This window comes from Acetobacterium wieringae (genome assembly GCF_023700225.1).
GTDB lineage: Bacteria > Bacillota > Clostridia > Eubacteriales > Eubacteriaceae > Acetobacterium > Acetobacterium wieringae.
This window is the reverse complement of the sequence record NZ_CP097897.1, coordinates 293,754-304,999: the sequence shown is the minus strand read 5'-3', so window position 1 is coordinate 304,999 and position 11,246 is coordinate 293,754. Positions and strand designations below refer to the sequence as shown.

Here is an 11,246-nt window from a genome sequence, read left to right as displayed (position 1 = left end):
GATCCTGAAACGTATGATCATTGCCGTTTAAAAATACATGTGATAGGATTAACTTGTTTAGTTATATTTTCGTCGTTTTAATCTGAACAATGACCGATAAGGAGTTTACCATGGATCATATTCTTATTTCACTCAATAGCATTTCTAAATATTTCGGGAAAAAACTAATCCTGAAAAATATCGATCTGACCATCACAAAAGAATCCACCATTGCTTTGCTGGGTCATAACGGCAGTGGCAAAAGTACCCTGCTCAAAATAATTGCTGGTTTGTCTAAAATTTCTGCCGGTACTATTGACTATGCGCCCCAAGTTAAGCTTGCTTACATCCCCGAGAATTTCCCTAAAATCGATCTGACAGCCAGTGAATTTGTTAAATACATGGGTTTGATTGGCGGACTGTCTCAAAAGAAAATCAGCACCCGAATGTTTGAATTGTTTCAGGCCTTTGAGATGGCTGACATGATTGATGTTCCGATCAAACATCTTTCCAAAGGTACGATCCAAAAGGTGGCAGTTATCCAAGCCTTACTGGATCCTCCTGATGTTTTGCTGCTGGATGAGCCGTTATCCGGCCAGGACACCCAATCTCAAAAGTTATTTATCCAGATGGTTCAGGAACTGCAGCAACAGGGCCTTGCCACAATTATGTCCTGTCACGAACGATTTCTCGTGAGTCAACTGGCAGACCATGCTTATGAAATTTCTGATCACCAGTTACTGCCCCTCGATTTATCCGACCTAAAGGAAATTAAATATGATATCTTGATTTTCGAAGCCCCGCCTGGGACGAAAATTGATTCAAGTCTTCAGGATTTAATCGAGCGAGCTGAATGGGATCATAACCGCCTAAAACTGATTGTTCAAAGTGATCACAGTCATGCTGTTCTCAAGAAGCTGTTAAAAGATGAATTCAGACTGCGCACGATGGAAGGGATGAAGCAATGAAAAATCTGTTAATCTATCATTTCAAATGCTATCTCAAATCTTATAAATTTTTGCTGCCCTTTTTAGTCTATCTGATTTATTTGTTTGCCGCCTACGGCATCATGCCTTTTGCGATTGTTTCGAGCTTTTCTGAGTCGGCTGGCGTACTTTTCTTTATAATGGCCACTGTCGGTTTTAGTTATGCTGAACTTGAAAACCAAGTTACCGAACAGCTGGTTTTACTCAGGGTTAATAACGACACCCGTTATTATCTGAGCCGACTGTTGGTGCTCCTGATCATCGGCCTTGTCATGAGTGTCATTGGCATCCTCTATCCGATGATCTTAAATAGCGTCAACAACGGTCACTTATTCACCCGTAGTTTACAGTTTGATGATATCGCAATCGGGTTTGGTCTGCATTGTTCATTGGCCTTTTTAGGCGCTATGACCGGTGCTTTTTTTCATCCCCGGATTATCAAAAACCGGAAAATGGCTGTGCTGCTGCTATTCTTTGTCACCGTCATGGGCATATCAAAAGGTGCCCTGGCTGGCTATTTCCCACAAACCCGCTTAATCACCTGGGTTTTTCCACCTGTTTTTGAGATCCTCGCCTCATTTACAAAGCTGGAATATTTTGCTCTCCCGGCCATGGCATTACCGGTTACACTGACCATTGGTTATGGTTTAGTTTTAATGATTGGTCAAATTCAATTGTTAAAACATACAAAATTCTAAAACTTATCTTATCTTGATCCCTGATGTTATCCCAGTCAAGCCTGAAAAAAGCCCTTCAAAAGATTTCACTTTTGAAGGGCTTTAATATTATTGCTTCAATTTTTAAACAACACCCAGGCCGACATCACCGTAAGTAGCCATTTCACGATTCATATACAGGGCTGCTTCGACAATATTAAAGGCAATGGCCGCACCGCTGCCTTCACCCAAACGCATCCCCATATTCAGGAATGGTTTAGCGCCAATAAATTCGGAAGCATAGGCGGCGCCTTTTTCAGCTGACGCATGGGAACAAATCAAATAACCTTTGACATCCGGATTAATCCCAATGGCAATGGCCGCGGCAGTGGTTGAGATAAAACCATCGATTAATACAGGAATGTGATTGGTAGCTCCGGCCAGCATCGCTCCCGCCATGGCACCGATTTCGAATCCGCCCACCTTTGCCAGCACATCAATGGCGTCATCTTTATCCGGTTGGTTCAGGGCAATAGCATCCCGAATTACCTGGGCTTTCACCACCTGCTTTTCTTCTGACAGGTTGGCTCCAGCACCGGTCAACTCACCGGCATCAACACCGCTAAGTGCTGAAATAATAGCCGCACTGGCGGTGGTGTTGGAGATCCCCACTTCTCCAGTACCTAAAATATTATAGCCGTTGTTAATCGCCCGTTGGGCCACATCAATGCCGACTTCCAGGGATTGAATCGCTTCTTCCCGGGTCATCGCCGGACCTTTTCGCATATTTGAGGTGGCTTTTCTGATTTTTTTATCGAGAATTTTTGATTTCGGCTCCAAATCAGCATTCATGCCCACATCACAAACAAAAATATCGGCACCTGCCTGTTTACTTAAAGCAGCCACGCCACTTTTTCCGGCCATAACCATTTGCGCCATCAAACCGGTGACTTCCTGAGGTGCCGCAGCAACGCCTTCTTCAAAGACACCATGATCAGCAGCAAAAACCAGCATCGCTTTTTTGCTGACATCCGGATACATTTCCCCGGTGATACCGGCCAACTGAACGGCGATCTCTTCCAGGGTTCCCAAACTGCCCACTGGTTTAAGCAAAAAATCGACCCGATCCTTGGCTGTTTTCATCATTTCTTCATTGAGTGGTTGGATTTTTTCCAATGTTTCATTTAACAAACTCATTCTTATCTCCTGTCAATTCGACTGTTTTTTCTCATTATATCACATCTCCCGCTTTTGAAAATTCTATTTTTGAAGTTTTTATAGTGGCAGCCGCACTTCAAACCACACCCCCTTATCCCGGTTATCCACAGCCACCTTGCCACCATGACAGATTATGATGCCTTTGACGATAGCCAGACCCAAACCAGTGCCTTTTTTATCCGACTGCGCCTTATAAAAGTACTCCCAGATCTGATTGATCTCATTTTGTGGAATCGACTTACCCACATTATAAACAGAAACAATCCACTCATTTCCCTGGGTTTCGCAACTTACTTGAATCAACCCATCGGCCGGACTGACATGTTTAATGGCATTGTTCAAAAGATTGTAAAAAACCTGCTCCATCCGTTTACGATCGATGCTAAGTTTTTGTTGGGGTTCACAGCGATTATTAAAGACGATATTTTTTTCCGGATAGGTGTTTACAAATCGCTGAACGACCGAAGCGATGACCTCACCTCCGAACACCGCTTCCTTCTTGAGCTGATAGGCACCGGACTCAATTTGGGCCAGATCCAGCAGATCGCTGGCGATACCGCTGATTTTATCGGCTTCCTTCTGAATCGTCACAAAATATTCCTGTTCTTCCTCACGATTCTCCAGAATCCCGTCTTCCAGAGCTTCGGCATAGCTTTTGATCACTGCCAGAGGGGTTTGGATCTCATGGGACACTTGGGCAGTAAAACGCTGTCGCATTTTTTCAAAGGTTCGCTCCTTATTGAGTTCTTCCTGGAGCTTTAGAATTGCCTCTTCCAGTTCATCCGAGATATGATTCAAGGTTTTACCCAACTGGCCAATCTCATCCTTCCTGGTACCCTGATATTTTTTTGTAAAATTAAGATTACCCATTTCCCGGGAAAGCTGATTTAATGAAATAATCGGGCGGGAAATACCCCGAGAGAAAAAGTAGGCGAAAAGCAACGAACAGCCGAAAATAATCATTAAAAATACCAGCAGAAAATTTTCCACAATCTCAATGACCTCATGAACCGAATAAAGGGGAATTCGGCCAATGATCTGGGCACCGTCATTGGCGACAATCTTATGGGTCAGCCACTCCACCTGATGCTCATCACTTCCCAACACGATGACAAAGCTTTCCTCATGCTGATGTGCGTTGACCTGGTTTTCGACACTGTTCTGTTGCCCAGCTCCGGCCCCATGTTCTGCACCGCTGCCAGCACCACTCCCAGATCCTGAGCCATTCCCGGATCCGCCACCAGCACCTTCGCCTGCTTCATTGCCCTCACCCTTGTGTTCGCCACCAGCGGCCAGACGTTTCGTTTCAACAACAGTCAGCCCTGAGCCTTCGCTTTGATCCATGCCATCCAATGCTTGACGTATCGCCACTATTTCGATGCTCCCATTTTCCGGCGAAACATTTCCCAAAGACGTTTCTTCTGTCACGGTTTGTTGTTTAATAATCTGAATGACAATTCCTTCTTCTTCGGCGACATCAATATACGCTTGCAGTTCCGGGGTTAACCCCCCTTGGTTGTACATTGCAGCAGCCTGACTCGTTTTGTCAATTAAAACCGCCGTTCTTTTCTCGGTATAATAGACTTCAAAATAGGAACCAAGCACATAATAGGTCAGCAAACACAAGACCAGAAAAAAAGCCCCCAGATAGAGCATCAATCGTGAAAATATCGAAGATCTCATTCCTTAAACTTGTATCCCAACCCTCTGACGGTTTGAATACATTCTCCTTTTTTATTCATTTTTTTACGCAACCGCTTAATGGTGGTATCAACTACCCGGATATCACCTTCGTAATCATAGCCCCAAACCCGATCCAGAATCTGTTCCCGGGATAAGACCAGCTGATGATGATTGATAAAAAAGGTCAGCACCTCAAATTCTTTCTGAGTCAGGTTAATGATTTCATCATCAATGATCAGTTGCCGTTCTTCTGCATTTAAATGCACTCCGCAGACATCGAGCTGGTTGTCGGTAGTGACGACTCCACTGCGTTTTAATAAGGCTTTGATGCGCACCATCAACTCCCGGGGACTAAACGGTTTCGTCACATAGTCATCGGCACCGACTTCAAAGCCCTGGATTTTATCATCCTCTTCTCTACGGGCCGTCAGCATGATTACCGGGACATTATCGGTTTCTCTGATTTCTGCCAGCACCTCAAAACCGTCAAGCTTGGGCATGGTCACATCCAGAATGATGCAATCCGGTTTTTTTTCAGCCCATAAATCCAGAGCTTCTTCTCCATCGGCTGCACCGAAGCCTTGATAGCCTTCTTTATTTAAATATTTCAAAACGATTTCCCGTAGCTTATCTTCATCTTCTGCCACCAGAATGCGAATCCCCTTCATTCACATGCCCTCCCTTTTCTATTTATTTATAAAAGTTTACCCAATTACTATGACAATACTGTGTCAGTATGAACCATTTAATTATTTTTATTTTATCACATGAATTTTATTTTTGACACAGTATTGACATATATCCGTCATATAATACAAACAACAACAGAACACACTAAAAAAACGGAGGAATTTCAATGAAAACAAAACTTATTTTAGTCGGATCCCTGGCCTTAATGCTGGCTACCGCTGGTAGCGCTCTGGCAGCTCCAAACCACGGCGCTGGTACTGGTGCCTGCAATGGTTTGACCGAACAGCAACGGATTGGACGTCAAGCCAGCCATGATACCAATGGCGACGGCATCTGCGACAACGAAAATTGCACCCAGGACGGCACGGCCCACCAATACGGCAATGGTGATGGCACCTGTGACGGCACCCAACCTCAAGACGGCACTGGCATGCATCATGGCGGCAGAACCCGCTAATAAGCCCATTTTAAAATGCCCAATGAAAGCGCGCTTTCATTGGGCATTTTTTAGGTTATACTATTCCACTTCTTTGTTCTTAAGCTTTTTAACATAGACCCGGGTTTCGGCAACAACCACCCCACTTAATGCCATCAAGGCAATCAGATTGGGCAATGCCATCAACCCATTAAAAATGTCTGCAATCGTCCAAACCGCTGAAACGGTCATAAACGGTCCGATAAAGACCGCCAGAATATACAAATAGCGATAGGTTAACACAGCCTTCATTTTTCCATTTGACAGATATTCCAGACAACGTTCGCCGTAATAATTCCAGCCCAAAATGGTGGTAAAAGCAAAGAATACCAGACAGATCATCAGCAAAAACGAGCTAACTTCCGGAGCAAAAGGCAATCCTACCTGAAACGCATTGGTTGTCACCGCCACCCCTTCCAGCCCGATGTTCCATGATCCAGTTAAGACAATCGCCAATCCCGTCATGGTACAAACCACGATGGTATCTAAAAAGGTTCCGGTCATCGAAACCAGCCCCTGCCGCACCGGTTCATTGGTTTTTGCTGCAGCAGCGGCAATCGGAGCGCTACCAAGACCCGCCTCATTCGAGAAGATCCCCCGAGCAATCCCTTTTTGCATAGCAACCAGCACGGCGCCTAAGGCCCCACCGGCCACTGCCCGGAAACCAAAGGCACTGGCGACAATTTCAGTAATGGCCGCCGGTATCAATCCGGCATTAGTAATTAAAATAATCGCACAACACAATACATAAATAACAATCATAAAGGGGACAATAATCTGAGAAACATTGGCAATCCGCTTAAGCCCCCCAATTACCACCAGTCCCACAAAAATCGTAACAATGGTTCCGGTAATCACCACACTCCAGGAATATTCCATGCCTAGAAGGTTGACTGTCCATTGATTATTGGGATCAAAAAAATTATTGGCCGCACTGGCAATCCCATTCACCTGAGTGAAGGTTCCAATTCCCAAAAGACCAACCCCGGCACCAAAAAAGGCAAAGACTTTTGCCAACCAGCGCCATTTTATGCCCATCCCATTTTCGATATAATAAAAAGGTCCGCCCAGGACATGTCCATCCGGTTCAATAACCCGATATTTAATGGCCAGAACTCCTTCGGCGAATTTGGTCGCCATCCCAAACAAGGCGGCAATCCACATCCAAAACAAGGCTCCCGGTCCTCCGGCGACAATCGCAGTGGCAACACCTACAATATTTCCGGTTCCAACGGTTGCTGAGAGGGCTGTACACAGGGCTCCAAAACTGGTTACCTCGCCTTCGCCCCCTTCTTCATTCTTCACCATGTACTTCAGCGCTTTGGGTAAATAGCGGATCTGAAGTCCGTGCAGGCGGATGGTCAAAAAAATCCCCACCGCCAGAATCAGCACAATCAATGGCACACCCCATACGAGGTCGTCAAACCATACTAAAAATTCATTCAATTGTTGAAACATTTTGTTCCTCCTTCTCTTAATTGTGAAGAGGGAGAACAACACCAATGGGTTGCTCTGTCCTTTTGCCTGAGAGATAGCCTGAAATGTTCAGTCGTTGCCAGACTGATCTTTCCAGGGGTACACCTTCGGCGCTCATCTTTGAGACTCTCCAGAGTGCTGCGATTTTACAGCAGCGTTAAAATAATATCACAATTCATTTAACGAGTGCAAGATTATTTTAAAAATCAATCCCATCCTGGTTTTTAAACAAAAAAAGAAACGCCTCAAATTGAGACGCTTCCCGGATATTTTGACTTAAGACATTGGTACCACGGCACCCTGATAATTGCTTTCGATAAAGCTGATGACTTTTTCGCTTTGCAGTGCTTTCATCAGTGCCAACGTTTTTTCACTTTTTTCATCGCCGGCTCGAACGGCAACAATATTTGCATAGGTCTGAGCTGCCAGGGAATCTTTTTCTTCTTTGGCAATGGCATCGGTACCGGCGTTTAATCCAGCTTCAATGGCGTAATTGCCATTAATGACGGCTAAATCAACATCTGGCAGTGATCGGGCCAGCTGTGCTGCTTCCAGTTCTTTAAAGACAATGTTTTTCGGGTTTTCGATAACATCTTTTGGTGTTGCTTCCAGGCCAGCATTGGGATCAACCTTGATCAAACCAATGGTTTCCAGCAACAGCAGCGCCCGGGCTTCGTTAGTGGTATCATTGGGAATGGCAATGGTCGCACCGCTGGCAATTGCATCCAGAGTCTTAATTTTACCCGGGTATAAACCCAATGGCTCATAGTGAACCACGCCTGCACTCACCAGTTTGGTGTTGTTTTTTACATTAAAGTCTTCCAGGTAGGGGAGGTGTTGGAAAAAGTTGGCATCCAACTCTTTATTCTGTAGTGTTAAATTGGGTTGGACATAATCGGTAAATTCTTTGATTTCAAGAGTATACCCATCTTCTTTTAACACGTCGCTGGCAATCGCCAGAATTTCTGCATGGGGTGCTGGACTGGCCCCAACAACGATGGTTTTTTCATCTGTTCCCTTTGCTGAACAGCCGGTAAATAGGGCCAAACCAAGAACACTAATTAATAATACTGAACCTAATTTCTTCATGATCTTCTCCTTTTCATTTCTTTTCATATAATCCCTAGTTGATTAATATGTAATATAGCACGAAGTTCCTCCGCTGTCAACCATAATCAGCTGCTGATCATCGAACGCGTTATTTTCGGCGATCCTGTTTCTGGGCAATTTTCATCCCCACTTCCTGGAACAGCTGAACAATTAAAACCAGCAGCACCACGGTAATCACCATCATCCCGGTTTCATAGCGATAGTAACCAAAACGAATGGCGATGTCCCCCAGACCGCCGCCACCAACAATCCCAGCCATCGCTGAATAGCCTAAAATAGTGGTCGTAGCAATCGCCGCCCCAATAATCAAGGAAGGTTTTGCTTCGGGGATCATCACCTTGGTCACCACTTGTATCGGGCTGGCCCCCATTGACAAAGAGGCCTCAATAATGCCATAATCCACCTCTTTAATGGACGACTCCACTAGCCGGGCAATAAACGGAGCTGCGGCAATCACCAGCGGGACAATCGTAGCCGTAGATCCGATAGTGGTTCCGGTGATCATCCGAGTCAGGGGAATCACCGCTATCAGTAAAATCAAAAACGGAATCGATCGAGTAATATTAACAACAATATTAAGCACCTGGTTGACTACCTTCATCGGCACAATCCCCTCGGAATCGCTGGTGACCAGCAAAACACCCATGGGTAATCCGATTAGATAGGCCAAGAGTGTTGAGGCCAAGGTCATATAGAGGGTTTCCAACGTTCCCTGAGCAATGAGGCCAGTCATTGAACTATCCCACATGAGCGCTCACCTCCTCAACAGTAATTTGATGTGAACGCAGATAATTAATGGCCCGGGCCGCACTCAGCTCATCCTCAGGCAATTGAATAACCATTTGTCCAAAAGCGAAGCCATCGATATTTTTCATATCAGCATGGAGAATATTCACCAGGCATTTTGTTTCCAGAACCATTTTTGCCATCACCGAGTCACTGGATGATTTTTCGTCAAATACGACCCGATAGGTGTTCTTACCCATTACTACCGAACCCTGATCGCCCTCGGAAAAAATCATTTTTTTTGCAATATCGGTTTTCGGATTCCGGAAAATGTCTTCAACTTCGCCATCTTCGGCAATCTGACTTTTATCGATGATCGCCACATGGCTACAGATCTGCTCCACCACACTCATTTCATGGGTGATGATCACAATCGTGATCCCCAATTTATGATTAATTTCTTTTAACAGCTTAAGAATTGAATTGGTGGTCGAGGGATCCAGAGCCGAGGTGGCCTCATCACACAGCAAAATTTTGGGATTATTGGCCAACGCCCGGGCGATGGCAATCCGTTGCTTTTGACCTCCGGACAACTGCGCCGGATAGGCCTTGGCTTTATCGGGCAGGCCCACCAGTTCTAACAATTCAGCCGCTCTTTTTTTTGCCGTTTCTTTATCCACTCCGGCAATTTCCAGGGGAAAAAGAATGTTTTTCTCGGCAGTGCGTTGCATCAGCAAATTAAATTGCTGAAAAATCATGCCCACTGAATAACGCACCGTTCTTAGTTCTTTTTCAGTTATTTTCGAAATATCCTGTCCATCAATGAAAACGCTACCACTGGTGGGCTTTTCAAGAAGATTGATACAACGAACCAGGGTGCTTTTGCCAGCCCCACTCATACCAATAATCCCATAAATATCGCCCTGGTTAATGCTTAGATTGATACCATCCAAAGCCTTTACTTCGCCACTTTTGGGACGAAAGGTTTTCCCCAGATCCTTTATTTCAATGATGGGTTTCAGAGACGTCTTTTCTGTTTCGATGTTCCTTACCCTCCTACACTCAATAAATTTATTGTTTTAATGAACTTAACACCAATCAGGCATTCCCGCTTTGTTTAGCTATTTGACAACGTTTCAAACTGTCCGCCACTATCTGACAGTAATCCCATCAATCATTTTGTCTAATACACATTGCCGTTGCCGATCTTCACAATGACATAAGTCCTATTAAAAACAGTGGGTTAAAACACACCCACCGTTTATTATAGTCTCGATTTGATTTTCTTGTCAAGCCAAATAGCGCAATCCCTACCTTAAATATCGGTAATTTGTGCGCCAAAGGGAAACAATGCCAGTTTGGCAAACTTAAACCACTGTAGTCCAAACGGGATCCCAATCAGGGTAATGCAATAGATAATCCCCAGAATCGCCGATGCCGCTGCCAGCCCCCAACCAAAAATCAATATCCATAAAATATTCAGGATCACCGAACCCGTTCCCATCTGTGAATAATCGACCGTTTTTCCAAATGGCCAGAATACCAACTGCGCCATTTTAAAGGCTTGCAACCCCAGAGGAATCCCAATAATCGTGATGCAGCAAAGAATTCCGGCTAAAAACCAACCAATTGCCATAATCAGGCCCCCAAAAATAATCCAGATAATATTCCCAATAATACTCATACTAGTCTCTTTTCATTTTTTATTTTATGGATGGATCCCGAGCGACTGCAGCCTTTTTAAACTCACGATTGCCAATATGACAATACCCGCCGGGATTCTTTATTAGATACTCCTGGTGATAGCCTTCTGCTGCGCTATAGTTCTCCAGCGGCAGCACTTCGATGGCCAGCGGCACCCCATATTCCATCCTTAATGCCTGAACCGACGCTAAGATCACCGCTTCATCGGCAGGATCCGAATAATAAATACCCGTACGATACTGAATTCCCACATCGTTCCCCTGACGATTCACGGCAACCGGATCGATGACTTCAAAATACATACTCAACAAAAATGGTAGGCTGATCACCTGATTGTCATAGGTGACCTTAACTACCTCAGCATGCCCGGTGTTGTGATGACAGACATCCTCGTAGGTGGGATTTTGGGTTTTGCCATTGGCATAACCGACCTCGGTTTTGATGACTCCCCTAATGGCTTTAAAATACATTTCCGTTCCCCAGAAACAGCCGCCAGCCAAGGTGATTTCTCTGACATTATTATTCAAATTTTCTCTTATCATA

12 protein-coding genes and 1 riboswitch are annotated in these 11,246 nt (G+C 44.8%); of the genes, 3 read left to right on the top strand and 9 right to left on the bottom strand.

The features are described from left to right. The first annotated feature begins 110 nt into the window (after window positions 1-110). Window positions 111-947, top strand: a complete 837-nt coding sequence (locus CHL1_RS01485; protein ID WP_070371537.1) for an ATP-binding cassette domain-containing protein — start codon at window positions 111-113, stop codon at window positions 945-947. Further along, complete coding sequence (locus tag CHL1_RS01480; protein WP_228880797.1) at window positions 944-1,663, top strand: hypothetical protein; 720 nt, start codon at window positions 944-946, stop codon at window positions 1,661-1,663. The genes CHL1_RS01485 and CHL1_RS01480 overlap by 4 nt, the downstream gene beginning before the upstream one ends. A 102-nt stretch (window positions 1,664-1,765) precedes the next feature. Here CHL1_RS01480 and cobT read toward each other — a convergent pair whose 3' ends face one another. The 3 genes from cobT to CHL1_RS01465 form a co-directional block, all read right to left on the bottom strand. Next, the gene (cobT, locus tag CHL1_RS01475; RefSeq protein ID WP_250934434.1) at window positions 1,766-2,818 is read right to left on the bottom strand and encodes a nicotinate-nucleotide--dimethylbenzimidazole phosphoribosyltransferase; all 1,053 of its coding nucleotides are present in this window, start codon (window positions 2,816-2,818) and stop codon (window positions 1,766-1,768) included. Between the two features lie 78 nt (window positions 2,819-2,896). Next, window positions 2,897-4,522: a sensor histidine kinase gene (locus CHL1_RS01470; RefSeq protein ID WP_228880800.1), complete on the bottom strand. Its 1,626-nt coding sequence runs from the start codon at window positions 4,520-4,522 to the stop codon at window positions 2,897-2,899. Then, window positions 4,519-5,190 (bottom strand): response regulator transcription factor, encoded by a 672-nt coding sequence (locus tag CHL1_RS01465; protein WP_250934433.1) that lies wholly within the window; start codon window positions 5,188-5,190, stop codon window positions 4,519-4,521. The genes CHL1_RS01470 and CHL1_RS01465 overlap by 4 nt, the downstream gene beginning before the upstream one ends. Window positions 5,191-5,378: 188 nt before the next feature. Between CHL1_RS01465 and CHL1_RS01460 the strand changes: the two genes are divergently transcribed. Continuing rightward, window positions 5,379-5,669, top strand: a complete 291-nt coding sequence (locus CHL1_RS01460) for a hypothetical protein (RefSeq protein ID WP_250934432.1) — start codon at window positions 5,379-5,381, stop codon at window positions 5,667-5,669. 60 nt (window positions 5,670-5,729) lie between these two features. On the opposite strand, the gene CHL1_RS01455 is transcribed toward CHL1_RS01460, so the two are convergent. The 6 genes from CHL1_RS01455 to msrA form a co-directional block, all read right to left on the bottom strand. Next, window positions 5,730-7,145 (bottom strand): alanine/glycine:cation symporter family protein, encoded by a 1,416-nt coding sequence (locus CHL1_RS01455; protein WP_250934431.1) that lies wholly within the window; start codon window positions 7,143-7,145, stop codon window positions 5,730-5,732. 44 nt (window positions 7,146-7,189) lie between these two features. Continuing rightward, a riboswitch (glycine riboswitch) is annotated at window positions 7,190-7,307 on the bottom strand. Window positions 7,308-7,439: 132 nt separating this feature from the next. Then, complete coding sequence (locus CHL1_RS01450; RefSeq protein WP_148636957.1) at window positions 7,440-8,252, bottom strand: MetQ/NlpA family ABC transporter substrate-binding protein; 813 nt, start codon at window positions 8,250-8,252, stop codon at window positions 7,440-7,442. Window positions 8,253-8,361: 109 nt separating this feature from the next. Then, the gene (locus tag CHL1_RS01445; RefSeq protein ID WP_070371545.1) at window positions 8,362-9,021 is read right to left on the bottom strand and encodes a methionine ABC transporter permease; all 660 of its coding nucleotides are present in this window, start codon (window positions 9,019-9,021) and stop codon (window positions 8,362-8,364) included. Next, window positions 9,011-9,952, bottom strand: coding sequence for a methionine ABC transporter ATP-binding protein (locus CHL1_RS01440; RefSeq protein WP_410171686.1), 942 nt, complete (start codon window positions 9,950-9,952; stop codon window positions 9,011-9,013). Before CHL1_RS01440 ends, CHL1_RS01445 begins: the two co-directional genes overlap by 11 nt. A 362-nt stretch (window positions 9,953-10,314) precedes the next feature. After that, a complete protein-coding gene (locus CHL1_RS01435; protein ID WP_070371547.1) occupies window positions 10,315-10,683 on the bottom strand; it encodes a YccF domain-containing protein in 369 nt (122 codons plus the stop codon). Window positions 10,684-10,702: 19 nt separating this feature from the next. Next, window positions 10,703-11,245 carry a peptide-methionine (S)-S-oxide reductase MsrA gene (gene msrA / locus CHL1_RS01430; protein ID WP_175440947.1) on the bottom strand — a complete coding sequence of 181 codons (543 nt, stop codon included), beginning with the start codon at window positions 11,243-11,245 and terminating at the stop codon, window positions 10,703-10,705. Window position 11,246 lies beyond the last annotated feature (1 nt).

Excerpts from the sequence above, each read along its gene's own strand:
- CHL1_RS01465 (WP_250934433.1), bottom strand. The coding sequence starts at position 5,190 with ATGAAGGGGATTCGCATTCTGGTGGCAGAAGATGAAGATAAGCTACGG.
- CHL1_RS01445 (WP_070371545.1), bottom strand. The coding sequence starts at position 9,021 with ATGTGGGATAGTTCAATGACTGGCCTCATTGCTCAGGGAACGTTGGAA.
- CHL1_RS01435 (WP_070371547.1), bottom strand. The coding sequence starts at position 10,683 with ATGAGTATTATTGGGAATATTATCTGGATTATTTTTGGGGGCCTGATT.
- CHL1_RS01470 (WP_228880800.1), bottom strand. The coding sequence starts at position 4,522 with ATGAGATCTTCGATATTTTCACGATTGATGCTCTATCTGGGGGCTTTT.
- msrA (WP_175440947.1), bottom strand. The coding sequence starts at position 11,245 with ATGATAAGAGAAAATTTGAATAATAATGTCAGAGAAATCACCTTGGCT.
- cobT (WP_250934434.1), bottom strand. The coding sequence starts at position 2,818 with ATGAGTTTGTTAAATGAAACATTGGAAAAAATCCAACCACTCAATGAA.
- CHL1_RS01480 (WP_228880797.1), top strand. The coding sequence starts at position 944 with ATGAAAAATCTGTTAATCTATCATTTCAAATGCTATCTCAAATCTTAT.
- CHL1_RS01450 (WP_148636957.1), bottom strand. The coding sequence starts at position 8,252 with ATGAAGAAATTAGGTTCAGTATTATTAATTAGTGTTCTTGGTTTGGCC.
- CHL1_RS01460 (WP_250934432.1), top strand. The coding sequence starts at position 5,379 with ATGAAAACAAAACTTATTTTAGTCGGATCCCTGGCCTTAATGCTGGCT.
- CHL1_RS01455 (WP_250934431.1), bottom strand. The coding sequence starts at position 7,145 with ATGTTTCAACAATTGAATGAATTTTTAGTATGGTTTGACGACCTCGTA.
- CHL1_RS01485 (WP_070371537.1), top strand. The coding sequence starts at position 111 with ATGGATCATATTCTTATTTCACTCAATAGCATTTCTAAATATTTCGGG.